This is a genomic window from Sphingomonas sp. dw_22 (assembly GCF_018449795.1).
Lineage (GTDB): Bacteria > Pseudomonadota > Alphaproteobacteria > Sphingomonadales > Sphingomonadaceae > Sphingomonas.
In genome coordinates this window covers 159,097-184,455 of record NZ_JAAVVE010000002.1, presented here as the reverse complement: position 1 = coordinate 184,455, position 25,359 = coordinate 159,097, and the positions used below count along the sequence as shown (strand labels likewise).

The following is a 25,359-nucleotide window of genomic DNA, read 5'->3' as shown; positions in this document are numbered from 1 at the left end:
TGGCCCGCGCTAGCCAATTGCTCGGCCAAGCGTCAAATGGCGCACGTCAAATGACGGTGTTGAACCGCTCGAATTCCGGCCGCGGCAGGCGGTCGAAGATCGTCGAGGGATCGCCATGGCCGAGCGTCGAGATGAAGTTCGACTTCACGTTCGGCTGGTCGGCGAAGAAGGCGGCGTCGACCGCGGCATTGTCGAAGCCCGACATCGGCCCGGTATCGAAGCCCAGCGCGCGTGCCGCGATGATGAAATAGGCGCCCTGGAGCGAGGAATTGCGGATCGCATGGGTATAGCGGACCTCCGGGTCCGGGAACCAGTCCTTGGCGGTCGGCGCGTGCGGGAAGAGCCAGGGAAGCTGTTCGTTGAACGCCAGGTCCATGCCGATGATGACGCTGGCGGGCGCGGCCTGGATCTTGGGAGCGTTGGTGCCGCTCGCGAACGAGGCCAGCTTGTCCTTGGCCTCCTGGCTCACCACCCAGACGAAGCGCGCGGACTGCTGGTTGGCCGAAGTCGGCCCCATCTTGAGCAGGTCGTAGATGCGGCGGATGTCGTCCTGGGTGACGGGCGTGTCGGTATAGCCGTTATAAGTGCGCGCGGTACGGAAGATCGTATCCAGCCCCGCATCGTCGAGGGGTCGGGCCATAGTTCGGTCCTTTCGGTTGGGGATCGCGCTTAGACGGCGCGGACTTCGGTTACTTCGGGCACATAATGCTTGAGCAGCTGCTCGATGCCGTTCTTGAGCGTCGCCGTGGACGAAGGGCAGCCCGAGCAGGCGCCCTGCATCTGGAGGTAGACCTTCCCCGCATCGAAGCCGCGATAGATGATGTCGCCGCCGTCATTGGCGACGGCGGGGCGGACGCGCGTGTCGATCAGCTCGCGGATCTGCGCGACGATGTCGGCATCTTCCGGATTGTCGCCGAAATCGCCGCTCTCGGGCGGGACGGAGATGCCCGCCGCCGATCCCAGCCGGAACAGCGGCATGTTGGCGGAGAAATGATCGAGCAGGATGCCGAGCACGTCGGGCTTCAGCCCGGTCCATTCGACGCCGGGCCCTGCGGTGACCGAAATGAAGTCGCGCCCGAAGAACACGCCGGTCACGTCGCCCAGCGAGAACAGCGCCTCGGCGAGCGGCGATGCCTCGGCATCCTCGGGGCTGGCGAAGTCGCGCGTGCCGGCGTCCATCACGGTCCTGCCGGGCAGGAACTTCAGCGTTGCCGGATTGGGCGTGGATTCGGTCTCGATCAGCATGGCGTGCATGTGGGCGTGCGGGGCGGCCGGATCAAGCGGGTGGCGCGAAACGCTGGGTTGCCGCGCGAAGATCAGTCCGCGGTGTCGTCGCTGGTGCGGGTCGCGTCGGTCACGTCGCGGTCATGCCCGCTCTTGTCGCTGAAGAACGCCGCGGCGAACAGGCCGCAGCCGAGCAGAGTCGAGACGAAGACGCCGCCGACGGTCGCGAAGACCATCGAAGGATAAAGCGGGCCGTAGAGCGAGAGATACCAGAGCGATCCCGCCACCATCAGCACCGCGGCGACGGAAATCCATGCCAGCATCCGCTTGAAATCGGTCCAGGCCTTGGCGCGTTCGGCAACCATGATTGCGTCCTTTCGGCGAGCGCAAATGAGGCCCGCAAGGACTATCTGGCCCTTTATTGACCAGGATCAAGCAAAGCAGGCGAGGGTGGGACAATATGTCCAACCCCGGTCGGCGGGCCGTCTCAGCCGTCCAGCGCCTTCATCGCCTCGTTCCAGCGCATCACATTGGCGCGCGCATCCTGCACGAAGGCCGAGCTGCGGACGACCCGCAGGAACTTGTCGGCGATCCAGCGCCCCGGATTGCGCAAGGGGCGGCGGAACTGGATGAGCAGGACGACGCGGGTGCCGCTCGTCTCGTTCCACACCTCATGGTCATAGGTGTCGTCGAACACCAGGGTCTCGCCTTCGGACCAGCGCACCATGCGGTCCGCGACGCGCATCCGCACATCGCCGTCGCGCGGCACGATCAGGCCGAGATGGCAGGTGATGAGCCCCTTGGTGACGCCGCGATGCGCGGGGATGTGCGCGCCCGGCGCCAGGATCGAGAAGAAGGCGCTGTTGAGCCCCGGTATCTGCGCGACGATGCACGAGGTCGCCGGGCACCGCTCCAGATTCTCGCGGACGCGATAGCCATAGCCCCACAGGAAGAAGGACCGCCATTTGTTGACCGGGGCGATCGCGCGGTGATCGGGCGAGATGCTGGCGAGCGAGGGCGCGGGCCGGCGGTCCAGCGCGGCGGCGATCGCCTCGTCGCGGATCGCCTGCCAGTTCGCGCGGAGCAGCGCGGTCCATCCGAAATCGCGCACGTCGAGCACCGGATCGTTGGGCACGAGCGAGGAGGAGGCGATCAGGCGATCGAAGAAGCCGCGCAGATGCTTGCCATATTTTATCAGGAAGGGGCGGTTCGTCTCGGCCCGCATCGGCGCATCGGGCTGCTCTGAGCCCCGCCTCTGATCGGGCGCTCCCACCGCGCGGGCTTCGGAATCCGTCATCTCGTTCGAGTCGCGCCGGAGCGCACAGTTCATCTTCGCCTTCACGCCAACAACACCCTGAAACGCGCCGGGGCAGGTGCCGTATTGCGTCGCGGCATCCGCGCGGACTCGCTCTACACCGCCACTTTGGTCGAAAACGTGGCGCTCGCGTGGCGGGGCATGCGTACAGGCGATAGAAAGGAACTCGCTGGCAAGGCGGCGATAACGCCACTAGATGGGGCCTTATGCTTTCTACCCAGCGGTTCCCGCGCCTCGCCTTCCTCGCCCTTGCCCTGCTCTCCCCGGCGCTCCCCGCGCAGGCGCAGACCGCACCCGCGCAAACGGCGGCCCGCCCGGTCCAGACGGCCGACGATCCCTGGCTCTACAAGGGCAGCGATCTCGTCCATGACGATCAGTGGAAGTTCGGGCGCCTGTCGAACGGTGTGCGCTATGCGGTGCGCAGGAACGGCGTGCCGCCGGGCCAGGTCTCGATCCGCGTGCGCATCGATGCCGGATCGCTGATGGAGAAGGACAGCGAGCGCGGCTTCGCGCATCTGATCGAGCATCTCACCTTCCGCGGATCGGTGTACGTGCCCGATGGCGAATCGAAGCGCGTCTGGCAGCGGCTGGGCGTCACCTTCGGCTCGGACAGCAATGCGTCCACCACCTTCACCAGCACCACCTACAAGCTCGATCTGCCCAACGCGACGCCGGCCGGGCTGGACGAGAGCTTCAAGATCCTGTCCGGCATGATGTCCGGCCCGGCGCTCACCCAGCAGGCGCTCACCGCCGAGCGCCCTGTCGTCCTTGCCGAGCAGCGCGAGCAGCCGGGGCCGCAGGTCCGGATGCAGGATGCGATGCTGGACCTGGCCTTTGCCGGCCAGCCGCTCGCGGATCGCGAGCCGATCGGCACGGTCGAGACGCTGAACGCCGCCACGCCCGCCGCCGTGCAGGCATTCCATGATCGCTGGTATCGCCCCGAACGCGCCGTCGTGATCGCGATCGGCGACGTCGATCCGGCCGTGCTGGAGGCGATGGTCGTCAAGCATTTCAGCGACTGGAAGGGCGTTGGCCCCGCGCCGGCCAATCCCGATTTCGGCAAGCCCACGCCCGACCATCCCGTCGCCGCGAGCGTCGTAGAGCCCGCCCTCCAGCCGATGGCGATGATGCTGATCGTGCGGCCCTGGACGGTCTTCGCCGATACCGTGATCTTCAACCAGAAGCGCATGGTCGATCTGGTGGCGCTGCGCATCATCAACCGCCGCCTCGAATCGCGTGCCCGCGCCGGGGCGAGCTACATCGCCGCCGGCGGCGATCTCAACGACATCGCCCGCTCCGCCAATGTGACGACGATCAACGTGCTGCCGGTCGGCGACGATTGGGAGACCGCGCTGCGCGACGCCCGCGCCGAGATCGCCGAGGCGGCCGCCACGCCGCCCACCCAGGCCGAGATCGATCGCGAAGTCGCCGAGATCGACGCGGTGATGCAGCAGCGCATCAACACCGCCGCGGTCGAATCGGGCGTGTCGATCGCCGACGATCTGGTCCAGGCGGTCGACATCAACGAGACGGTGACGACGCCCGAGGCGTCCTACGACATCTTCAAGCAGGCGGTGGCGAACAAGATGTTCACGCCCGCGACGGTGCAGGCATCGGCCAAGAAGGTGTTCGAAGGCGTCGCGGTGCGCGCGCTGGTCAACACCCACAAGCCCGATCCGCAACTGGTGACCAAGGTCACCGCCGCGCTCCAGGCCGATGTGAAGGCGTCGGCGACCAAGCGCCGCGCGCTCAACGTCACCTTCGCCCAGCTTCCGCGCCTGGGCAAGCCCGCCACGGTGGTCAGCCGCGAGCGCGTGCTTCCCGATATCGAGATCGACAAGGTCGTGTTCTCGAACGGCGTCCGCCTGCTGATGCGCCAGGACCAGTCGGAGGTCGGCAAGGTGTTCGTCAATGTCCGCTTCGGCGCCGGCCTGAACGCGCTGCCCGCGCGTCCGAGCGCCGCTTGGGCGGGCGAGGGTGCGCTGATGGCGAGCGGCATCGGCAAGCTCGGCCAGGAGGAGCTCGACGCGCTGACCGGCAACCGCCAGATGGGCCTGGGCTTCTCGATCGACGAGGATGCGTTCGAGCTTTCGGGCCAGACCAACAAGGCCGATCTGCTCGATCAGCTCAAGCTGTTCGCCACCAAGCTCGCCGCGCCCGGCTGGGATCCCAATCCGGTGCTGCGCGCCAAGACGGCGATGCTGGCGGGCTATGCCGGCCTCTCGGCCTCGCCCGACGCGGTGATGGCGCGCGACCTAGAGACGCTCGCGCATTCCGGCGATCCGCGCTGGGGCATCCCGTCGCGCGCCGCGGTGGAGGCGACGACGCCGGAATCCTTCCGCAAGCTCTGGGAGCCGCTGCTCGCCAGCGGGCCGATCGAAGTCGATGTGTTCGGCGACATGGACAGCGAAGCGACGATCAAGGCGGTCGCCGAGACGCTGGGCGCGCTCAAGCCGCGCAGCGCAAGCACGACGCCGCCCCCGCCGGTCAAGTTCCCGGCGCATGTCGACAAGCCCGTGGTCCGCACCCACACCGGCACGCCCAACCAGGCGGCGGCGGTGATCGCATGGCCCACCGGCGGCGGCAGCGCCGACGTGGCCGAGAGCCGCAAGCTGGAGATCCTCGCCGCGATCTTTCGTGATCGGCTGATCGACCAGCTCCGCAGCCAGGCGGGCGTCAGCTATTCGCCGAACGTCGATAGCTCCTGGCCGCTGGGCATGACCGCGGGCGGCAAGGTGATCGCGATGGGCATGGTGCCGCCGGACAAGACCGACTTCTTCTTCCAGCTCGCGCGGGGCATCGCCGCCGATCTGATCGCCAAGCCGGTCGATGCCGACGAGCTCGATCGCGCGCTGACGCCGCTCAAGCAGATGATCATCCGCCGTTCGAGCGGCAACATGTTCTGGATGACGCTGGTCGAGGGCGGGAGCTACGATCCTGCGCGGATCGCGTCGGTGGGCACGCTGGGCCGCGACTATGCCGCCACCTCGCCCGACGAGATCCAGGCGCTCGCCGCCCGCTTCCTGCGCCCGGACACCGACTGGACGATGGTGGTCGTGCCGGAGAAAGCGGCGAAGTGACGCTTTAGCCCCTCCCCTGAAGGGGAGGGGCTAATTGTCCGCTTCTCAATAAAGCCCATCCAGGCGCTCGCCGTACACCTGCTTCAATATATGCCGGCGGATCTTGAGGCTGGGCGTCAGCTGCTCGTTCTCGATCGTGAACGGCCCGTCGGCGATGATGAACTTCCGCACCCGCTCGGTCACCGACAGATCCTTGTTCACCCGCTCGACCGCATGGCCCAGCGCGGCCCGGTAATCGGGATCCTGCGCCAGCGACTTGAAGTCGCATCTGGCGCCGCCCCTGGCGCACCATTCCTGGGTCCATTCGGGATCCGGCACCAGCACCGCGGTCATATAGGGCTTCTTGTCGCCGGCGATCATCGCCTGGACGATCTCGGGCTGGAGGGTGAGCATCCCCTCCACCTTCTGCGGGGAGATGTTGTCGCCCTTGTCGTTGACGATAATGTCCTTCTTGCGGTCGGTGATCTTGATGCGGCCCTTCTCGTCGATCAGGCCGATGTCGCCGGTATGGAGCCAGCCGTCCTTGAGGACGCGCGCCGTCTCCGCCTCGTTGCGCCAATAGCCGTGCATCACCAGCTCGCCCTTGACCAGGATCTCGCCATCCTCGGCGATGCGGACCTCGACGCCCTCCAGCGGCGGGCCGACCGTGTCCATCTTGAGGCCCGCCTTGGGCCGGTTGCACGAGATGACCGGCGCCGCCTCGGTCTGGCCATAGCCCTGGAGGAAGGTCAGCCCCAGCGACTGGAAGAACGTCCCCACCTCGGGATTGAGCGGCGCCCCGCCCGATACCATCGCCTTGATCCGCCCGCCGAAGCGCTTCGCCAGCTTGGGCCGCAGCGTGGCGTTCAGGAGCAGGTTCATCGGCGCATCGGTCAGCCTGCCTTCGCCCGCGGCCTTGCGCGCGCCGATCGAGACCGCCTTGTCGAGCAGGTAGCTGGCGAAATTGCCCTGCTTCTCCACCTGCTTGGTGATCCGCGTGCGCAGCACTTCGAACAGGCGCGGCACCACCACCATGATCGTCGGGCGGACCTCCTCCATGTTGGAGGCGAGCTTCTCCAGCCCCTCGGCGTAATAGATCTGCGCGCCCAGCGCGATCGGGAAGTGCTGGCCGGCGGTATGCTCATAGGCGTGGGAGAGGGGCAGGAACGAGAGGAACACCTCGTCGTCCCAGCCGAAATCCTCCGAGATCAGCGATGCGCAGGCCTCGACATTGTGGAGGATCGCGCCGTGATGCTGCATCACGCCGCGCGGGCTACCGCCCGTGCCGCTGGTGTAGATGAGGCAGGCGGTCTCCTCGCGCCGGAAATCGGCCCTGGCGGCGACCTGGGCCGGATCGGCCGGGTGTTTCGCGATCAGCTCGCGCCAGTCGTGGAACTCCATCGTGCCGTGCTGGCCGGCGCGGACGTCGTCGATGCCGATCACCATCCGCGCCGAGGACGACCGGATCGCCGCCGGCAGCAGCGTCTTCGCCAATTTGCTGTTCGAGATGATGATCGCGCAGGCGCCCGAATTCTCGATGATGTGCTGGTGGTCGCGCTCGGTATTGGTGGTGTAGGTCGGCACGGTGATGCAGCCGGCGGCCATGATCGCCAGGTCGCTGATGCAGAATTCGGGCCGGTTCTCGGACACGAGCATCACCCGGTCGCCGCGCTTCAGGCCCAGCCCCTCCAGCGCCGTCGCGAGGGCCGCGACCTGCCGCGCCGCCTCGGTCCAGCTCGTCGGCCGCCATTCGCCCTCGGCCTTGTGCCACAGGAAAGGCTTGTCGCCCAATTCGCGCGCACGGGCGAAGAACATGCCCACCAGATTTTCGAACCGTTCGAGCTTGCGGCTCATCGCATCCCCTTTCCCCAGCCCAACGCTCGAATTCCCCCGGCGTTGCCCCCAATTGCTGCACTTAGTCTTAGAGTGCCCGATCGGGTTCCGCCAGCGGTGCCCGGCGGGCGTGGACGGCCCCCCGCCCGCTGCGCTATCGGCAGACATATGGACCGTGCATTTGCGAACTAGGCCGGCCGCATAATCGGGAGCGCGCATGAGATTGTTCCGTAACGTCGTGGCGGCATTCGCCGCATTTGCCCTTGCCGCGTGCGCCGTCACCCAGGACCGCATCGCCGAGCAGCCCACCGCTCCGCAGGGCAAGGCGCAGATCTTCGCGGCGGCGGCGAACCCGCTCGCGGTCGAGACCGGCCTCGCCGTGCTCCGCCGCGGCGGCAGTGCGGTGGATGCTGCGATCGCGATGCAGGCGATGCTCTCGCTGGTCGAGCCGCAGAGCTCGGGCATCGGCGGCGGCGCCTTCATGAGCTATTACGACGCCAGGACGCGCAAGGTGACCGTCTATGACGGCCGCGAGACCGCGCCCGCAGGCGCTTCGGAGGGCATGTTCCTCGGCGGCGACGGCAAGGCGCTGCCCTTCGGCGAGGCGGTGTTGAGCGGCCGCGCGACGGGCGTGCCGGGCGCCATCCGCATGCTGAGCGTCGCCCATGACGATCATGGCAGGATCGCCTGGCGCGACCTGTTCGGCGATGCCGAGCGCACCGCGCGGGAGGGCTTCGTCATCTCGCCGCGCCTCGGCCGCTTCATCGCCGGCAGCTTCCCCGAAAACGCCGCGCCGGACGTGCGCAGCTATTTCTCCAATCCCGACGGCAGCCTGAAAAAGGCCGGCGACCGGCTGACCAACCCCGCCTATGCGGCGTTCGTCCGGCGTCTGGCGGAGGAGGGCGTGAGCGCGCTCTATGCCGGCCCCACCGCCGAGCGCATCGTCGAGCGCACCCATGCCGCGCCGCTCGGCGGATCGATGACGCTCGCCGATCTCGCCGCCTATCGCCCGGTCAAGCGCGAGGCGCTGTGCGGCCATTACCGCATCTATCTGGTCTGCACCCCGCCGCCCCCCGCCAGCGGCGTCGGCCTGCTCCAGCTCCTCGCGATCCTGGAGCACACCGACATCGCCTCGCGCGGACCGCAGGATCCCCAGGCCTGGTTCCTCTTCGCCGAGGCGAGCCGGATCATGTATGCCGATCGCGATCGCTATGTCGGCGATCCGGCGTTCGTGCAGGTGCCTGTCGCCGGCATGCTCGATCCCGCCTATGTCGCGGGCCGGGCGAAGCTGATCGGCGATGTCGCCGCGCCGTCGCCGGTGGCGGGCATGCCCGCCGGCGCTCCCGTCGCCGCCGCCGATCGGACGCTGGAGCCCATGGGCACCTCGCACATCGTGATCGAGGATGCGGACGGGAACGTCGTGTCGATGACGACCACGGTCGAATCGATCTTCGGATCGGGGCGGATGGTCGATGGCTTCTTCCTCAACAACCAGATGACCGATTTCGCGATGCAGCCGCGCGACGATCAGGGCCGGCTGCTCGCCAACGCCCCCGCGCCGGGCAAGCGGCCGCGCTCGTCGATGACGCCCTTGGTCGTGCTCGACGGGGAAGGGCGGTTCGCCGGGGCGTTCGGCTCGGCGGGGGGCAATGCGATCCTGCCCTATGTCGCCAAGTCGATGGTCGGCGCGATCGATTGGAACCTGCCGGTGCAGGACGCGATCGCGCTGCCGAACCTCGTCGCGCGCGGGCCGGCGTTCAACGGCGAGGTCACCAAATTCTCGCCCGAGCTGCTCCAGGCGCTGGCCGTGCGGGGAATCAGGCTGCTGCCGGGGCAGGGCGAGGATTCGGGTATCCAGGGCGTGATGGTCCGCCCGGGCGGCCGCTTCGATGGCGGCTACGACCCCCGGCGCGAGGGCAGGGCGATCGCCGAGCCGGCGCGATAGGATGGTCTGAACCCATTACCGTCACCCCGGCCGTAGTGCCGGGGTCCACTCCTCCGCGCGCGAGCCCATCACACCTCCAGCCGCTCACCCAGCCGCACGGTGGACCCCGGCACTTCGGCCGGGGTGACGGCCCTGTCGGTTGACCAAGTTGACTCGACTCACGCGCGTTTCCGGAACCCGACGATGAGAAAGAGCCGTGCCTCCGCTCGGCTCTCAAATCCTATTTTGCAAGGGCTTAGCCGGCCCGCAGCCCCCGGACGATCCGGCGCGGCAGTCCCGGCCCCTTGAATACCAGCGCGCTGTAGACCTGCACCAGCTTCGCCCCCGCATCGATCCGGCGCTGCGCCTCGTCCGGGCTGTTGATCCCACCCACCGAAACCAGCGGAAGCTCCCCGCCGCTCGCTTCCAGCGCCTCGGCCAGCTTGGCGCGGGCGAGCGCGCGCAGCGGCGCGCCCGAGAGCCCGCCCGCCTCGCCGGCATGGGGCGAGCGCAGGGGCGGGCGCGAGAGGGTGGTGTTCGACACGATCAGCGCATCGACATGATTGTCGATCGCCGCACGGATCGCGCCCTCCAGCCCCGCCCGGTCGAGATCGGGCGCGACCTTGAGGAAGAGCGGGGTGCGGGGCACCGCGCTTTCGGCGTTCTTTCGCGCGGCATCGGCGGCGGCGAGCAGTTCGTCGAGCGCGGGGCGCGATTGCAGGTCGCGCAGGCCCGGCGTGTTGGGCGAGCTGACGTTGATGGTGATATAGTCGGCGAGCGGCGCGGCCCTGGCGACGCCCAGCGCATAATCGGCGACCCGGTCCGCCGAATCCTTGTTCGCGCCGACATTGATGCCGAGCACGCCCGCGCGGTGCCGAATCGCCGCGACTCGGGCCAGCGCAGCATCGATTCCGCCATTGTTGAAGCCCATCCGGTTGATGACGGCCTCGTCCTCGACCAATCGAAACAGCCGCGGCCTGGGATTTCCGGGCTGCGGAAGCGGCGTGAGCGTGCCGACTTCGACCGATCCGAAGCCCAGCCCGAACAGCCCGGCAACGGCTTCGGCATCCTTGTCGAGCCCCGCGGCAAGGCCGACCGGATTGGGGAAAACCAATCCGGCGACTTCGACCGGATCCTTTGCATCCATTTTGGCAGCGAAGGGCGTGCCCAAAGCTCCCCACAGCTTTAAGCCAGCAATAGCAATGCGATGCGCGCGCTCGGCGTCGAGCGCGAAGAGTGCGGATTGGAGCGGATAGGCCATGTTCCCGGCCTTCGCATCTCCTCCCTGCGGCGTCAAAACGCCGCATGTCGATTCCGTACAATACCGAGGGCGGTGTATCGTTTAGGGAGGAATTGCGACCCGAGGGGTTCCGCTTAAACGGGGGGAACCCTTTTCCTCATGGCCCGGCCGGGTAACCGGCCGGGCCACTTTTATCTGTCGCACTCCCCCGCTATAGTCGTTGGCCAGAACGATATCCGAACCTGGGGGATCAGGTCGAACATGCGGGGCGCAGCGAGTCGCAAGATGGCGGGACTGGAGCCGGGTGAAGACCCGACCCTGCCGCGCATCGAATTCATCAAGGCGACCGGCAAATTGCTGCCGCACGTCGAATCCTATTACGTGTTCCGCTGCGACGCCGCGCAGATGGAGGGGATCGAGCGCGTCGATCTGGGGCAGCTCCGCTTCCTGATCCGCGGCGAGGGGGAGATGACCTTCCCCGACGGCCATGTCGAATCCACGCGCCGGATCATGGTCAACGGCCCCGGCACGGCGGCCGCGACCTACAAGATGCGCGGGCCGGTCCATGTGTTCGGCGTGTCGCTCAGGGGCATCGGCTGGAAGGCGCTGATCGGCCTGCCGGCGGACAAGGTGGCCGATCACATCATCGATGGCGAGAAGCTGTTCTGCGAACAGGCGCCTTTGCTCCTCCAGCGCCTGCGCAAGATGGACCGGCTGGAGGACATGGTCGCCGCGATCGAGCCGCTGCTGATGATGCGCCAGCAGGAAGTGAAGCCCGTGCCCAAGGCGCATGTCATCTTCCTGCGCGTCATCCGCGAATGGGCCGCGACCGAGGATCCGACGATCGAATGGCTCTATGCCGCGATGAAGGCGGAGACCGACATGGGCGAGCGCCAGGTCCAGCGGCTGTGCAAGGAATATTTCGCCGGCCCGCCGACGCACCTGCGGCGCAAGTTCCGCGCGATCGGCGCGGCGATGCGCATCTATCAGGGCGCGCCGCTCGGCGACGTGATCGGCCCCTTCGCCGATCAGTCGCACATGATAAACGAGATAAAGCACTTCACCGGCCACACCCCGACGACGTTGCGCGACGATATCGATCCGATCCTGGCGGTGACGCTCGACAATGAGAGCTTCCATTTCCTGCCCGATGTGATCCCGGAAACGGTTGACGTGCGCCGCCGCTGAGACCACATGCCAATCGGATCAACTTCGTCCGATTGGATTCGATGCGTCTCTCCAGCCTTGCCGACTATGCCGTAGTCATGATGGCCGCCGCCGCGCGCCATTGCGGCGCGTCGTGCCGGCTGAACGCGACGTCGCTGGCCGAGGAGACCGGGCTGCCGCTGCCCACCGTGCAGAAGCTGGTGAGCAGGCTTTCGGCCGCCGGGCTGATCGAGAGCGCGCGCGGCACCGGCGGCGGCTTCCGCCTGGCGCGGCCGCCCGTGGCGATCTCGCTGGCCGATATCGTCGAGGCGATCGAGGGGCCGATCGCGATGACCGCCTGCGTCGAGAGCGGCCGCCACGATTGCTCGGTCGAGAGCACGTGCCGGGTCAAGCCGCACTGGAATGCCGTGAACGGCGCGGTAAAGGGCGCGCTCGCGGGGGTCTCCCTCGCCAGTCTGAGTAGGAGTGCCTGATGGCCACCAAGAATGCCGAGGCACTCGCTGCCGCCAACAAGAAATATGAATGGGGCTTCTCCTCGGACGTCGAGCAGGAGTTCGCGCCCAAGGGGCTGAGCGAGGAAACCGTCCGCTTCATCTCCGCCAAGAAGGGCGAGCCGGAATGGATGCTCGACTGGCGGCTGAAGGCGTATCGGATGTGGGAGACGATGGAGTTGCCCGAATGGGCCAAGCTCCAGATCCCCGAGATCGATTACCAGGACGCCTATTATTACGCCGAGCCCAAGGCGAAGAAGGCGATCGGCAGCCTGGACGAGCTCGATCCCGAGATCCTGCGCGTCTATGAGAAGCTGGGCATCCCGATCGAGGAGCAGAAGGTGCTCGCCGGCGTCGAGGGTGCGCGCAAGGTCGCGGTCGACGCGGTGTTCGACAGCGTATCGGTCGCAACCACCTTCCGCGAGGAGCTGAAGGCCGCGGGCGTCATCTTCCTGTCGATCTCGGAAGCGATCCGCGAATATCCCGATCTGGTGAAGAAGTGGCTGGGCAAGGTCGTGCCCCAGCGCGACAATTATTTCTCCGCGCTCAACTCGGCGGTCTTCTCCGACGGGACGTTCGTCTATGTGCCCGAGGGCGTGCGCTGCCCGATGGAGCTTTCCACCTATTTCCGCATCAATGCCGAGAATACCGGCCAGTTCGAGCGCACGCTGATCGTCGCCGACAAGGGCGCATACGTCTCCTATCTCGAAGGCTGCACCGCGCCGATGCGCGACGAGAACCAGCTCCACGCCGCCGTGGTCGAGCTGGTCGCGCTGGACGATGCCGAGATCAAATACTCGACCGTGCAGAACTGGTACCCCGGCGACGAGAACGGCGTCGGCGGCATCTTCAACTTCGTCACCAAGCGCGCCTTGTGCGCCGGCACCAACTCGAAGGTGAGCTGGACCCAGGTGGAGACCGGCAGCGCGATCACTTGGAAATACCCCTCGTGCATCCTCCAGGGCGACGGATCGGTCGGCGAATTCTATTCGGTGGCGGTCACCAACGGCCACCAGCAGGCCGATACCGGCACCAAGATGCTGCATATCGGCAAGAACACGCGCTCGACGATCGTCTCGAAGGGCATTTCGGCGGGCAAGTCGAACAACACGTACCGAGGGCGCGTGCTGGTGAATGCGAACGCGGAGAATGTCCGCAATTTCACCCAGTGCGACAGCCTGCTGCTCGGCGACCAGTGCGGCGCGCACACCGTGCCGTATATCGAGGTCAAGAACCCCTCCGCCCAGATCGAGCATGAGGCCACCACCTCCAAGATCAGCGAGGACCAGCTCTTCTACGCGATGCAGCGCGGCCTCGACCAGGAGGCCGCCGTGGCGCTGATCGTCAACGGCTTCGCCAAGGAGGTGCTCCAGCAACTCCCCATGGAATTCGCCGTCGAGGCGCAGAAGCTGCTGGGGATCAGCCTTGAAGGCTCGGTCGGGTGATCCTCGCCGCGCTCGCCCTTTTCGCGCAGGACGTCCCCGCGCCCGCCCAGGACGTGCCGGAGAACGAGGACATCGTCGTGCGCGCCACCTTCGGCCACACGACGATGCTGTTCGACAAGGGCGCCGACGGCAAGCTGCGCAACTGCCGGATCATGGTCTCCAGCGGCAGCCAGAGGCGCGATACCGCAGCCTGCCAGCAGACGCCGGTCTGCTATGCGAAGACCGCCGACGAAGTGACCGACTGCATCGACTTCACCGTGCTCGACATGGCGGAGGCGAACGGCGTTTCGGCCGCGGCCAGGCCGGCAAGCCCCGGCGCGCCGCAGACCTTCACCCTGCCGAAGCTCACCCAGCCCAAGCCCGCGCTGCTGGCCGGCCAGGCCGGCCCGCTCGAAAATACCGAGGAGAGCAAGGAGACCGAGCGCCAGCGCGTCAAGCTGCCGCCCTTGCCCAGGCCGCCCTCGGACGGCCCCGTCGTGCGCTTCGGCCCCGCGCCGGAGTCGCAGCCATGAGCGCCGGTCAGCGCCGCGCAAGCAATGCGGCGGTAGGAATGGATGCGAGGCGGATATCCGCGCCTCCAGGAGTGATGAAATGATGTTCGGCGTACTCGCATTGCTCGCGGCCCAGGCGGCTCCCGGCGTGCCGATCGACAATTCCGGCCAGATCGGCGTGGCGACCAACCATGCCCGCTGCATCGTCCGCGCGGTGGGAAGGGCCCCGGCGGACGCGGCCGCGCGCGCGGCGAAGGTGCAGGCGGCGGTATCGCAATGCCGCAGCTTCCTCGACGCCGATTATGCCGCCGGCCGGCTGACGCTCAACGGCAAGCCCTATGAGAAGAGCTGGTGGCGCAAGGTGCAGGTGACGCTCGATGCGGTCCAGGCCGGCGTCGCCGCGGCGATCACCTCGCCCGCGCAATACAAGATCAACTGGCAATTGCCGGACGGTTCGGTGGTGGACGCCTATGACGTTCCCAATCCCGTCACGGTGCGCCTCGTCACGGTGGCTCTCTGAACATGCTGAAAATCCAAGACCTTCATGCCGAAATCGACGGCAAGGAAATCCTGAAGGGGCTCAGCCTCGAAGTGAACGCGGGCGAGATCCATGCGATCATGGGGCCGAACGGCGCGGGCAAGTCGACGCTCGGCTATACGCTGGGCGGCCGCCCCGGCTATATGGCGACGGCCGGTTCGGTGACGTTCGAGGGGCAAGACCTGCTTGCGCTGGCGCCGAACGAGCGCGCCGCGGCGGGGCTGTTCCTCGGCTTCCAATATCCGGTCGAGATCCCCGGCATCTCCAATGTCCAGTTCCTGCGTGAGGCGCTCAATTCGCAGCGCCGCGCCCGGGATGAGGCGCCGCTGTCGGGCGGCGAGTTCCTCAAGCTCGCCCGCGCCCAGGCCGATGCGCTGGGCATGGACCAGGAGATGCTCAAGCGCCCGGTCAATGTCGGTTTCTCGGGCGGCGAGAAGAAGCGCAACGAGATGGTCCAGATGGGCATCATCGCGCCGAAGCTCGCGATCCTCGACGAGACCGATTCCGGCCTCGACATCGATGCGCTCAAGGCGGTGGGCGACGGCATCAACCGCATCATGCGCGCGCCCGACAAGGCGGTGATCCTGATTACCCATTACCAGCGGCTGCTCGATTATGTGAAGCCGGACTTCGTGCATGTGCTGGCCGAAGGGCGCATCGTCCGCTCGGGCGGGGCGGAGCTCGCGCTCGAGCTGGAGCGCGAAGGCTATGGAGCGCTGGCGGCATGAGCGGCTTCCGCGCCGGAGGCGCCGCCAATCATCGTAGCGTCGTGGCGTCGTTGCGCGAGGAAGACAGATTCGCGCTACGCCGCGACGGCGCAACGAGGTCGGAATCGTGACGACGCTCGATCTCCCTTCGCCGCGCCTGGAGGAATGGCGCTGGTCGGACATGGCCGCGCTGCGCGCGGCCGCCGAAGCGGAACCGCGTGCTTCCGCGATCGCCCCCGCCGATCTGTTCCTCGATATCGAAGGCCCGCGCCTGCTCTTCGTCGACGGCATGTTCGAGCCCGCGCACAGCCGCCCGGGCCGCGTGCAGGTCGGCCGCATCGTGCCCGAGACCGCGCATCCGCTCGGCAGGCAGGCGGAGGGCGAGGGCTGGTCGCTCCATCTCGGCCGCGAAGAGGCGGTGACGCATATCCAGGTCGTCCATCTCGGATCGGGCGGCGAGAACCATGTCCCCGCGCGGCTGGTGCTGGAGGAGGATGCGGTCGCCTCGGTGGTCGAGACCTATGCGGGCGCTGGCTGGGCGAACCGGCTGACGACCATCCTGCTCGGCAAGGGCGCGCGGCTGATGCGCTCGGTGCGGCTGGTGCAGGACGAAGGCTTCGTCTCGATCCGCGACGAAGCCGAGATCGGCGAGGCGGCGAGCCTGGTGTCGATCTTCCTCGGCGCCGGCGGCATGGGCAGCCGGATCGACGGCGCGCTGACGCTCACCGGCAAGGGCGGCTTCGCCGAGATGGGCGGCGCGCTGCTCACGCGCGGCACGCAGAAGCAGGAAGCCGCCGTCACCGTGCGGCATGAGAATATCGAGGGCACGTCGCGCCAGCTCTGGCGCGCGGTCGCGGCCGATCGCTCGGCGGCGAGCCTTGCCGCCCGCGTCGAGGTCGCGCGCGGCGCGCAGCAGACCGATGGCGAGCAATCGCTGCGCGGCCTGCTCCTCCAGCGTTCGGCGACGGTGAACCTCAAGCCCGAGCTCGAGATCTTCGCCGACGACGTGAAGTGCGCGCACGGCGCCACCGTGGGGGAACTCGACAAGACGGCGATGTTCTACCTCCAGAGCCGCGGCCTCGAAGAGGCCCGCGCCAAGGCGCTGCTCACCCGCGCCTTCGTCGCCGATGCGTTCGCGCGGATCGGCGAGGGAGACGCGAGCCCTTTGGTTCGTCCGGGGGACGAACCTGCTCGCGTCTCGGTGCGCGAGGCGTTCGTGGCGGACGCGGACAAATGGCTGGAGGCTGCGCTGTGAACGGCTTCCAAAATAGGATTTCGCCTGACAGGCTCGCGGCAATGCATTCCATTCGCCCCATTCTTCCCATTCACCCTGTCGCCGGCTCAGGCCGATGCTCGATTCCGTCGCTCCGGGGCGGAAGGTTTTTTCGCAATATACGTGTCAACCGTGTCAACCTGACGGGGGGGGCGGCATGACGACCGCGCTCGATACCCGCCCCCTCGATCTGCTCGCCGATTTCCCCGCGATCCCGGCCGGCTGGGCCTATCTCGATACCGCCGCCACCGCGCAGAAGCCGAAGCCGGTGATCGATGCGATCACGCGCGGCTATGGCGAGACCTATGCCACCGTCCATCGCGGCGTCTATCAGCGCTCGGTGGACATGACCTTCGCGTTCGAGGCCGCGCGCGAGCGCGTCGCGAAGTTCCTCGGCGGCGCCGCGCGCGAGATCATATTCGTCCGTGGCGCGACCGAGGGGATCAACCTCGTCGCCCAATGCTGGGCCGGCACGCACCTGAAGGCCGGCGACCGCATCCTGCTCTCCACGCTGGAGCATCATTCGAACATCGTGCCGTGGCAGATGGTCGCCGAGCGCGTCGGCGCCGCGATCGACGTCGTGCCGCTCACCGCCGATCAGCGCATCGATCTCGACGCGATGGCGGCGATGCTCACGCCCGCGCACAAGCTGGTCGCGCTCGCCCATGTCTCGAACGTGCTCGGCTCGGTGCTCGATGCGCGCCGCGCCGCCGATCTGGCGCATGGCGTCGGCGCGAAGATCCTGCTCGACGGCTGCCAGGCCGTGCCGCGCATAGCCGTCGACATGGCCGCGCTCGATTGCGACTTCTACGTCTTCTCGGGCCACAAGCTCTACGGACCCACCGGCATCGGGGTGCTCTGGGGCCGCTACGAGCTGCTCGACGCGATGCCTCCCTATCAAGGGGGCGGATCGATGATCGATCGCGTCACTTTCGCCAGGACCACCTATGCCCCGCCGCCGGGCCGGTTCGAGGCGGGGACGCCGCACATCGTCGGCGTGGTCGGGCTCCATGCCGCGATCGACTATGTCGACAGCATCGGTCTCGATCGCATCCACGCCCATGAAATGGCGCTGGTCCGCCAGACGCGCGAGGCGCTGTCGAAGCTCAACAGCGTGACGTTGTTCGGCCCCGAGGACAGCGCCGGAATCGTCAGTTTCGCGGTGGAGGGGGTGCATCCGCACGACGTCGCCACCATCTTGGATGAAGGCAATGTGGCGATCCGCGCCGGCCATCACTGCGCGCAGCCGCTGATGGACGCGCTGGGGGTGCCGGCGACGGCACGGGCGAGCTTCGGGGTCTATAATGGCGCGGACGACATCGCCGCGCTGGTCGCAGGTATCGAGCGCGTAACGCGTATTTTCGGGTAGGGATTTTCGGGTGAACGAGGAACGCAAGATCATAGTCGAGGAAGTCGATGCCGTCGCGGCGCCGGCCAAGGCGCGCGTGGAGGATGTCCAGGAGACGTTCGAGCGCAAGCGCGACTATCTCGCCGGTTTCCTGTCGCAAAAGCCCGAGCCGCATCCCGAGGGCGAGCCCGGCGGCGCGCTGTACGAGGGCGTGATCGAGGCGCTCAAGGAAATCTACGATCCCGAGATTCCGGTGAACATCTACGATCTCGGCCTAATCTACGGCGTCGAGGTGACCGCCGAAGGCCATGCCGCGGTGACGATGACGCTCACCACGCCGCATTGCCCGGTGGCGGAATCGATGCCCGGCGAGGTTGAGCTGCGCGTCGGCTCGGTGCCGGGGATCGCCACCGCCGACGTCAATCTCGTCTGGGATCCGCCCTGGGATCCGCAGAAGATGAGCGACGACGCCAAGCTCGAACTGGGGATGCTCTAAATTCCCCTTCCGCTTGCGGGAGGGGCTAGGGGAGGGGATGTCAGGAGCCGTGACCCTTCCTATTTTGTGAACAGGCCCTCCCCCGACCCCTCCCGCAAGCGGGAGGGGGGAGATTTGAAGATGACCGACGTGAAGACCCGCCAACGCCCTGCCGCGCTCACGCTCACGCCGCGCGCCGAGCAGCGCATCGCCGATCTGATGGCGAAGGCGCCCGAGGGCATGATCGGCGTCAAGCTCTCGACGCCGCGCCGCGGCTGTTCGGGGCTGGCCTATTCGGTGGACTATGTCGCCGAGGCCAAGCCGTTCGACGAGCGGATCGAGACGTCCGGCGGCCTGTTCTTCGTCGACGGCGCATCGGTGCTCTATCTGATCGGATCGAAGATGGACTGGGTGGAGGACGATTTCGCCGCCGGCTTCACCTTCGAGAACCCCAACGCCAAGGGCGCCTGCGGCTGCGGCGAGAGCTTCACCGTCTGACACGCCCCATTCCGTCATCCCGGCCTGCGCCGGGATGACGACGGGGGGAAATTGCCGCTAGAGGCAATCCATACACCAACGGAGCCTCCCCATGCCCTATCCGACGCCCTGGACCGCCGATCCCGCCCGCTATGACGGCCGCATGCCCTATCGCCGCACCGGCCGTTCGGGGCTGGATCTTCCGGCGATCAGCCTCGGCCTCTGGCAGAATTTCGGCGGCGAGGACGTGTTCGAGACCGGCCGGGCGATGCTCCGCCGCGCCTTCGATCGCGGCGTCACGCACTTCGATCTCGCGAACAATTACGGCCCGCCTTATGGTTCGGCCGAGGAGAATTTCGGCCGCGTCCTGGCCGCCGATCTCGCGAGCCACCGCGACGAGCTGGTGATCTCCACCAAGGCCGGCTGGGACATGTGGCCGGGGCCCTATGGCGATGTCGGCGGCAGCCGGAAATATCTGATCGCCTCGTGCGACCAGAGCCTCAAGCGGATGGGGCTCGATTATGTCGACATCTTCTATTCGCACCGCGTCGATCCCAAGACCCCGCTCGAGGAGACGATGGGCGCGCTCGCGCATATCCACCAGCAGGGCAAGGCGCTCTATGTCGGCATCTCCAGCTATTCGCCCGAGCTGACCCGCAAGGCCGCGGCGATCCTGGCCGACTACAAGGTGCCGCTGCTCATCCACCAGCCGAGCTATTCGATGCTCAATCGCTGGGTGGAGGCGGAACTGCTCGACACGCTGGGCGATCTCGGCACCGGCTGCATCGCCTTCTCGCCGCTGGCGCAGGGGATGCTGACGTCGAAATACCTCAACGGCGTGCCCGGGGATGCCCGCGCGGCCAAGGGCGGCTCGCTCAACCAGCGGCTGCTCTCGGACGACAATCTCGCCCGCATCCGCGCGCTGAACGACATCGCGGGCAAGCGTGGCCAGACGCTGGCGCAGATGGCGATCGCCTGGGTGCTGCGCGATCCGCGCGTCACCTCGGCGCTGGTCGGCGCGCGCACCGTCGAGCAGCTCGATAATTCGCTCGATGCCGTGAACAACCTCGATTTCAGCGCGGAAGAGCTTGCCGAGATCGATCGCCACGCAACCGAAGGCGCGATCGATCTTTGGAAGGTGTCATCGACCCTCGAGGATCTGCCGCAGAGATGAGCGTGGCCTTCCGTCGCGAGAGCGACGAGGAACATAAGGAACCGAAGTTCGAGCTGCCGCTCCCCGCCGGCCCCAATCTGGTGACCGCGCGCGGGCTGGCGCTGACCGAGGCCAAGGTAATCGAGCTCGAAGCCGCGGTAGCGGCCGAGAGCGAAGAGGAACCGCGCGAGGTTCTCAAGCGCGAGCTGCGCTATTGGAAGACACGCCGCGCGACTGCGCAGATTGCGCCGGAGCCGGAAGACGGCGTGGCCGGGATCGGCTCGCGGGTCCGCATCCGGCTGGCGGGCAAGGAGCGGGTGATCGACATCGTCGGCCATGACGAAGCCGATCCGGCTGCCGATCGCATCGCCTTCTCCGCGCCGCTCGCCCATGCGCTGATCGGCGGCTGGGAAGGCGAGCGCGTCGATTTCGGCGGCAAGGCCGAGGCGATCGAAATCCTCGCCGTGGAGGCTATTCCCCCGGCATGAGCTTCGAATCCGCCCGGACCTGGCTGGCCGAGCACGCGCCCGACCTCGCGATCATCGATCAGGGCGCCAGCACTGCCACCGTCGCCGAGGCGGCGGAGGCGCTCGGCGTCGAGCCGGCGCGGATCGCCAAGACGCTGGCGCTACGGGTCGGCGAGACGGTGCTGCTGGTGGTCGCGCGCGGCGATGCGCGGCTCGACAACGCCAGGTGCAAGGCCGAGTTCGGCGGCCGCCCGCGGATGCTGGATCCCGAGGAGGCGCTGGCGCTGACCGGCCATGCGGTGGGCGGCGTCTGCCCCTTCGGCCTGGCGAACCCGCTGCCGGTCTATTGCGACGTGTCGCTGCGGGCGTTCGGCACGGTCTTTCCCGCAGCGGGCTCACGGACCAGCTCGGTGGAACTGTCGCCCGATCGGCTGGCGGCGCTGGTATCCATGCGCTGGGTGGATGCCTGCAAGCTGCCCTGATCCAATTCCTCTCCCAGCAAAGCTGCGGGAGGAATTAGAGCAGCATCGGCAATTCCCGCGTGTCCTCCCGCACCTCGAAGTTCGACACCGTCACCCCCACCAGCCTGATTCCCTTGGGCGTGGGCAGCACCGATCGGATCAGCATCAGGCTCATCTCGCGCAGCAGACCGTGGGTATCCACCAGCCCCGATACGCTGCGGCTGCGGGTGATCTGCTGGAAGTCGCCATATTTGACCTTCACCGTCACCGTCCGCCCGAATGCCTGCGCCTTCTCGCACCATGCCCACACGTCGTCGGCCATGCGCAGGACGCCGGCCTCGATCTCGGCATCCTCGGTCAGGTCGCGATCGAAGGTCGTCTCCGTGCCCGAGGATTTGCGCACCCGATCGGGCTCGACCGGCCGGTCGTCCTCGCCCCGTGCGATCGCATGATACCACCCCGCCGAACTCCCGAAATGCGTGCGCAGGAACTCCATCGACCTGGCGCGCAGGTCCGCCCCCGTCTCGATCCCCAGCGCCTGCATCTTGCGCGCCGTCACCGGCCCCACGCCGTGGAAGCGCGATACCGGAAGCGTCTCCACCCAGGCCGCGCCCATCTCCGGCGTCACCGCGAACTGGCCGTTGGGCTTGCGTTGATCCGAGGCGAGCTTGGCGAGGAACTTGTTGTACGAAATTCCGGCCGAGGCGGTGAGCCCGGTCTCGGCCAGGATGCGCGCGCGGATCTCCTTCGCGGTGGCCCAGGCGGTGGGCAGGCCGCGCAGGTTCGCGGTCACGTCCAGATAGGCTTCGTCGAGCGACAGCGGCTGGATGAGCGGCGTATAGTCGGCGAAGATCGCATGAATCTGGCGGGAGACCGCGCGATAGACGTCGAAGCGCGGCGGGACGAACACCAGCTCGGGACAGCGCCGCAGCGCCGTCACCGAGGGCAGCGCCGATCGCACGCCGAACTTCCGCGCCTCATAGCTCGCCGCCGCCACCACGCCGCGCGCGGCGCCATAGCCCACCGCCACCGGCTTACCCCGCAGCGAAGGATCGTCGCGCTGCTCCACCGACGCATAGAATGCGTCCATGTCGACATGGATGATTTTCCGCACCACGACGTCCATCGCCGCCTTCTAGCGCGATGCGAACGCATGGGGAACAGAGCATCGCGCGGGTCGCTCAGCGTTGCGCGAGCATCGCGCCCACGGCCCGGCGCGCGAACGGGAGCCGATGCCCCAGCCGCAGCGTCGCGTGCCGCGCCATCCACGCCGCCGCGCCTTCGCTCGTGTAGAGCCGGACCAGCGCGTTGGTGGCGTCGTAGATCGGCCGGCTGGCGAGCCGGTGCCGCAATTCATAGCGGCGGAGCGGCGCGTCGCCGCCGATGTCGGCGCCGGCTTCCTTCGCCCGCACTATCTGCCCGGCCAGCACATGCTGTCCGAGCAGCCCCAGGTTGAAGCCATGCGCCGTCACCGGATGCATGCCCACCGCCGCATCGCCGATCAGTGCCGCGCGCGCCGCCACGAAGCGATGCGACCAGGTCACCGTCAGCGGATAGAGGTGGCGCGTGCCGGTCAGCCGCATCGCGCCGAGCCGCGCGGCGAAGCGTCGGGTCATCTCGCGATTGAACATGCCTTCGGGCAGGGCCGCCAGCGTCTCGGCCTCGTGCGTGGGCAGCGTGATTACCGCGGAGGAGACGCCACCGTTCAGCGGCAGCAGCGCGAGCGTCTGGCGATGATCGAACCATTCGGTCGCGACGCGCCCGTGATCGGCCTCATGCTCCATGCGGCACACCAGCATGGCGCGGCCGAGCGGATGGATATCGGCGCCGATGCCGAGCTTCGCGCGCGTCCCGGACATGCGCGAATCGGCCGCTACCAGCAGCTCGGCCTGCAGATCCGAACCATTGTCCAGCCCGACGCGGACGCCGCGTTCCTCGACATCGATCGATGCCACACCGGTGCCGCCGATCAGCTCGATATCGCCTCGGGCGAAGGCTGCGCGGAAAAGCGCCCTTCGAATGGCGTGATTGGGCACGAGCCAGCCGAGCAGCTCCTCGATCCTCTTGCGCGGTGCGAAGGTGAGGGCGAAGGGGGAGCGCCCGTTCAGCACCCGGGCTTCGCGCAGCGGCGCCGCTTCGGCGGACAATGCGTCCCAGGCGCCAAGATCGCGCAGGATGCGGACGGATCGGTGGGTAAGGGCGATCTCCCGGCCGTCGCAGGCAGGTTCCTCCAGCGCGCGCAGCGGTTGCGGATCGACGATCGTGATCGAAAGCCCGCGCCCGGCGAGCGAAGCGGCCAGGCTGAGGCCCGCCGGACCCGCCCCGGCGATGATTATCCGCATGTCCCGTCCCCGTTCGCGCATATGCGCATATCCTCGACCGGAAGTGCGGCGATGGGAATGCGGTGGATCAAATGCGCGCGGCTTCGCGGCGCGTTCGAATTCGGCGATGGCTGGGAAATGGTGCCCGGGGACGGAGTCGAACCGCCGACACTGCGATTTTCAGTCGCATGCTCTACCAACTGAGCTACCCGGGCGCACCCCGGCGATGGCCGGAGAGGGGGCCTCTTAGTCGTCGCTCGCAGCCGTGTCCAGCCCGCTTTGTTCGTCCAGATCGGCGGGTCCGGCGGGCACGCGATAGCCTTCGCCCAGCCATTGCAGCAGGTCGCGATCCTTGCAGCCGCGGCTGCAAAAGGGCTTGAACTCGGACTGGGGTTGCTTGCCGCAGATCGGGCAGGTGTCACGCTTCAAGATTCTGCTCCTTCGCGGACACGAATCGAGTCGTGCCGCCGGTGCGCCGCGCCAGTGCCTCGCTCCAGCCGGGTTGCTGGGCCATGCGACGGGCGATTCGCATGCTCACCATATGGGTGGCCGGGGGCGGCGGGGGAAGACGTTCCATCCGCCGGAGCTCGGCCCGCGTCTCGGCGCCGATCGGATCGGCGCGCAGCAATTCCGGCAGCGACGGGCGCGTGCGGCGGCGGACGATCTGGAGGAAGCCGAAACCGTTGACGGCGGTCCGCTCGAACGGCTGGGGCAGCGCCGCGTCGATCGCCTCGGCAATCGCGTTGCGCGCGGCCTTGCCGGAAAGCGTGGGGAAATCGATGCCGATCGACCCCGCGATGCCGTGCCGCTCGATCGCGCGGGCGACGGCATGCGCGGCGGCGACCGCGAGCGGCTCGAGCGGGGCGGGTCCGTCGACGTCGAACAAAGTCATCGCGGGCGTGGGCGAGAGGCGCAGCGCGCCGCCCGGAAAGACGATCTCGCCGGTGACCGCTTCCTCCAGCACTTCGGACCAGCCGGCCTCTTCGAGCAGGTCGGGCTCGTGCGCGCGCAGCGTGCGGACGGGCAGGCCGGTGGCGGTGATCCGCCCCAGCAGGTCGAGGCCCGGATCGAGCGCCGCATCGGCCAGAGCTGGCACGGCCTTGGGCAGCTTGGCGCGGCCGGGCTCGGGGATCGCCTCGCGGACGATCTTCACTCGCAGCGCCGCGCCCTGGGTGATGCCCTTGGGCAGCGGATCGCACAAAGCCTCGCCGCCGCCCGCCAGCGCCACCTTGCCGGTATGGCGATCGACGAGGCGCGCGTCGAGGACCGCGCCCGCCCGCGCGCCTGTGCCCTCCAGCTCGATCCGCGCCTTCCAGATATTGCCGCGCGAGACCAGGGCGGCGCGATTCTCGCCGATTCCCGCCTCGTAGAGCCACTCAGCCAAGCTGGTATCCAGCCGCTTCGAGCAGCGCGCGCGTCTCGAACACGGGCAGGCCGACCACGCCCGAATGGCTGCCCGACAGGAAGCGCACGAACGCCTCGGCCTTGCCCTGGATGGCGTATCCGCCCGCCTTGCCCATGCCTTCGCCGCTGGCGACGTACCAGTCGATCTCGGCCTGGCTCAGCCGCTTGAAGGCGACGACGGTATCGGAGACGCGCGTGCGCGCTTTGCCCGCCGCATCGATCACGCAGACCGCCGACAGGCAATGATGCCGCCGGCCGGAGAGCAGGCCGAGCATGCGGCGCAGGTCCGCCTCGTCCTCGGGCTTGGCGAGGATGCGCCGGCCGACCGCGATCGTGGTGTCGCCCGCCAGGACGATCTCGCCCTCGGCACGCGCCACCGCATGTGCCTTTTCGGAGGCGACGCGCAGCACATAGGCACGGGGAAGCTCGCCCGCGCGGACGTCCTCATCGATATCGGGCGCGGCGATGCGATCCGGCGCGGCGCCGATGCGCGCCAGCAGGTCGCGGCGGCGCGGGGAAGTGGAAGCGAGGACCAGCCGCACGCGG

Annotated in this window: 26 protein-coding genes and 1 tRNA gene; 15 read left to right on the top strand and 12 right to left on the bottom strand. The window is 67.9% G+C overall.

All coding sequences use genetic code 11. From position 1 onward, the window contains the following. Window positions 1-46 precede the first annotated feature (46 nt). From HB724_RS01665 to HB724_RS01650, 4 genes are all read right to left on the bottom strand, one after another. A complete protein-coding gene (locus HB724_RS01665; RefSeq protein ID WP_213979155.1) occupies window positions 47-640 on the bottom strand; it encodes a malonic semialdehyde reductase in 594 nt (197 codons plus the stop codon). A gap of 29 nt (window positions 641-669) precedes the next feature. Further along, window positions 670-1,245, bottom strand: coding sequence for a NifU family protein (locus HB724_RS01660; protein WP_213979154.1), 576 nt, complete (start codon window positions 1,243-1,245; stop codon window positions 670-672). Between the two features lie 71 nt (window positions 1,246-1,316). Further along, window positions 1,317-1,589 carry a hypothetical protein gene (locus HB724_RS01655; RefSeq protein ID WP_256731241.1) on the bottom strand — a complete coding sequence of 91 codons (273 nt, stop codon included), beginning with the start codon at window positions 1,587-1,589 and terminating at the stop codon, window positions 1,317-1,319. A gap of 122 nt (window positions 1,590-1,711) precedes the next feature. Beyond that, window positions 1,712-2,521, bottom strand: coding sequence for an aspartyl/asparaginyl beta-hydroxylase domain-containing protein (locus tag HB724_RS01650; protein ID WP_256731240.1), 810 nt, complete (start codon window positions 2,519-2,521; stop codon window positions 1,712-1,714). A 224-nt stretch (window positions 2,522-2,745) separates the two neighbouring features. On the opposite strand from HB724_RS01650, the gene HB724_RS01645 reads away from it, so the two are divergent. Then, on the top strand, window positions 2,746-5,619 hold the full coding sequence (locus HB724_RS01645) for a M16 family metallopeptidase (protein ID WP_213979152.1): 2,874 nt from the start codon (window positions 2,746-2,748) through the stop codon (window positions 5,617-5,619). A gap of 45 nt (window positions 5,620-5,664) precedes the next feature. Here HB724_RS01645 and HB724_RS01640 read toward each other — a convergent pair whose 3' ends face one another. Next, window positions 5,665-7,452, bottom strand: coding sequence for an AMP-dependent synthetase/ligase (locus HB724_RS01640; RefSeq protein ID WP_213979151.1), 1,788 nt, complete (start codon window positions 7,450-7,452; stop codon window positions 5,665-5,667). A gap of 196 nt (window positions 7,453-7,648) precedes the next feature. On the opposite strand from HB724_RS01640, the gene HB724_RS01635 reads away from it, so the two are divergent. After that, complete coding sequence (locus HB724_RS01635) at window positions 7,649-9,376, top strand: gamma-glutamyltransferase family protein (protein ID WP_213979150.1); 1,728 nt, start codon at window positions 7,649-7,651, stop codon at window positions 9,374-9,376. Between the two features lie 235 nt (window positions 9,377-9,611). Here the strand turns inward: HB724_RS01635 and HB724_RS01630 are convergent, their stop codons facing one another. Beyond that, window positions 9,612-10,616 carry a quinone-dependent dihydroorotate dehydrogenase gene (locus tag HB724_RS01630; protein WP_213979149.1) on the bottom strand — a complete coding sequence of 335 codons (1,005 nt, stop codon included), beginning with the start codon at window positions 10,614-10,616 and terminating at the stop codon, window positions 9,612-9,614. A gap of 264 nt (window positions 10,617-10,880) precedes the next feature. Here HB724_RS01630 and HB724_RS01625 point away from each other — a divergent pair, with 264 nt between their 5' ends. The 13 genes from HB724_RS01625 (at window position 10,881) to HB724_RS01565 (ending at window position 21,109) form a co-directional block, all read left to right on the top strand. Beyond that, a complete protein-coding gene (locus HB724_RS01625) occupies window positions 10,881-11,783 on the top strand; it encodes a helix-turn-helix domain-containing protein (protein ID WP_256731239.1) in 903 nt (300 codons plus the stop codon). Between the two features lie 41 nt (window positions 11,784-11,824). Next, window positions 11,825-12,235, top strand: a complete 411-nt coding sequence (locus HB724_RS01620; protein ID WP_213979147.1) for an SUF system Fe-S cluster assembly regulator — start codon at window positions 11,825-11,827, stop codon at window positions 12,233-12,235. Further along, window positions 12,235-13,698, top strand: a complete 1,464-nt coding sequence (sufB, locus tag HB724_RS01615; RefSeq protein ID WP_213979146.1) for a Fe-S cluster assembly protein SufB — start codon at window positions 12,235-12,237, stop codon at window positions 13,696-13,698. The genes HB724_RS01620 and sufB overlap by 1 nt, the downstream gene beginning before the upstream one ends. Continuing rightward, window positions 13,695-14,210 carry a hypothetical protein gene (locus HB724_RS01610; RefSeq protein WP_213979145.1) on the top strand — a complete coding sequence of 172 codons (516 nt, stop codon included), beginning with the start codon at window positions 13,695-13,697 and terminating at the stop codon, window positions 14,208-14,210. The genes sufB and HB724_RS01610 overlap by 4 nt, the downstream gene beginning before the upstream one ends. Before the next feature lie 79 nt (window positions 14,211-14,289). Continuing rightward, complete coding sequence (locus HB724_RS01605; protein WP_256731238.1) at window positions 14,290-14,709, top strand: hypothetical protein; 420 nt, start codon at window positions 14,290-14,292, stop codon at window positions 14,707-14,709. Between the two features lie 2 nt (window positions 14,710-14,711). Beyond that, complete coding sequence (sufC, locus tag HB724_RS01600; protein WP_213979144.1) at window positions 14,712-15,455, top strand: Fe-S cluster assembly ATPase SufC; 744 nt, start codon at window positions 14,712-14,714, stop codon at window positions 15,453-15,455. Window positions 15,456-15,561: 106 nt separating this feature from the next. Beyond that, the gene (locus HB724_RS01595; RefSeq protein WP_213979143.1) at window positions 15,562-16,689 is read left to right on the top strand and encodes a SufD family Fe-S cluster assembly protein; all 1,128 of its coding nucleotides are present in this window, start codon (window positions 15,562-15,564) and stop codon (window positions 16,687-16,689) included. 175 nt (window positions 16,690-16,864) lie between these two features. Beyond that, the gene (locus HB724_RS01590) at window positions 16,865-18,076 is read left to right on the top strand and encodes a cysteine desulfurase (protein ID WP_213979142.1); all 1,212 of its coding nucleotides are present in this window, start codon (window positions 16,865-16,867) and stop codon (window positions 18,074-18,076) included. 10 nt (window positions 18,077-18,086) lie between these two features. Further along, window positions 18,087-18,551: an SUF system Fe-S cluster assembly protein gene (locus HB724_RS01585; protein WP_213979141.1), complete on the top strand. Its 465-nt coding sequence runs from the start codon at window positions 18,087-18,089 to the stop codon at window positions 18,549-18,551. Window positions 18,552-18,671: 120 nt separating this feature from the next. Then, window positions 18,672-19,028 (top strand): iron-sulfur cluster assembly accessory protein, encoded by a 357-nt coding sequence (locus HB724_RS01580; protein ID WP_213979140.1) that lies wholly within the window; start codon window positions 18,672-18,674, stop codon window positions 19,026-19,028. Between the two features lie 91 nt (window positions 19,029-19,119). Continuing rightward, entirely contained in the window at window positions 19,120-20,181 is a 1,062-nt protein-coding gene (mgrA, locus tag HB724_RS01575) for an L-glyceraldehyde 3-phosphate reductase (RefSeq protein ID WP_213979139.1), read from the top strand. Further along, window positions 20,178-20,648, top strand: a complete 471-nt coding sequence (locus HB724_RS01570) for a GreA/GreB family elongation factor (protein ID WP_213979138.1) — start codon at window positions 20,178-20,180, stop codon at window positions 20,646-20,648. Before mgrA ends, HB724_RS01570 begins: the two co-directional genes overlap by 4 nt. Continuing rightward, window positions 20,645-21,109, top strand: a complete 465-nt coding sequence (locus tag HB724_RS01565) for a YbaK/EbsC family protein (RefSeq protein ID WP_213979137.1) — start codon at window positions 20,645-20,647, stop codon at window positions 21,107-21,109. Before HB724_RS01570 ends, HB724_RS01565 begins: the two co-directional genes overlap by 4 nt. Window positions 21,110-21,143: 34 nt before the next feature. Here HB724_RS01565 and dinB read toward each other — a convergent pair whose 3' ends face one another. The 6 genes from dinB to HB724_RS01535 all read right to left on the bottom strand — a co-directional run bounded on the left by dinB (window position 21,144) and on the right by HB724_RS01535 (window position 25,355). Further along, window positions 21,144-22,214 carry a DNA polymerase IV gene (gene dinB, locus HB724_RS01560; RefSeq protein WP_213979136.1) on the bottom strand — a complete coding sequence of 357 codons (1,071 nt, stop codon included), beginning with the start codon at window positions 22,212-22,214 and terminating at the stop codon, window positions 21,144-21,146. A gap of 55 nt (window positions 22,215-22,269) precedes the next feature. Then, a complete protein-coding gene (gene ubiM / locus HB724_RS01555) occupies window positions 22,270-23,430 on the bottom strand; it encodes a 5-demethoxyubiquinol-8 5-hydroxylase UbiM (RefSeq protein ID WP_213979135.1) in 1,161 nt (386 codons plus the stop codon). A gap of 118 nt (window positions 23,431-23,548) precedes the next feature. Then, window positions 23,549-23,624 (bottom strand) — tRNA-Phe (locus HB724_RS01550). 31 nt (window positions 23,625-23,655) lie between these two features. Next, the gene (gene yacG / locus HB724_RS01545; protein WP_213979134.1) at window positions 23,656-23,838 is read right to left on the bottom strand and encodes a DNA gyrase inhibitor YacG; all 183 of its coding nucleotides are present in this window, start codon (window positions 23,836-23,838) and stop codon (window positions 23,656-23,658) included. Then, window positions 23,828-24,793 (bottom strand): ribonuclease, encoded by a 966-nt coding sequence (locus HB724_RS01540; protein WP_213979133.1) that lies wholly within the window; start codon window positions 24,791-24,793, stop codon window positions 23,828-23,830. The genes yacG and HB724_RS01540 overlap by 11 nt, the downstream gene beginning before the upstream one ends. Then, window positions 24,786-25,355 (bottom strand): Maf family nucleotide pyrophosphatase, encoded by a 570-nt coding sequence (locus HB724_RS01535; protein ID WP_213979132.1) that lies wholly within the window; start codon window positions 25,353-25,355, stop codon window positions 24,786-24,788. Before HB724_RS01535 ends, HB724_RS01540 begins: the two co-directional genes overlap by 8 nt. Between the last annotated feature and the right edge of the window lie 4 nt (window positions 25,356-25,359).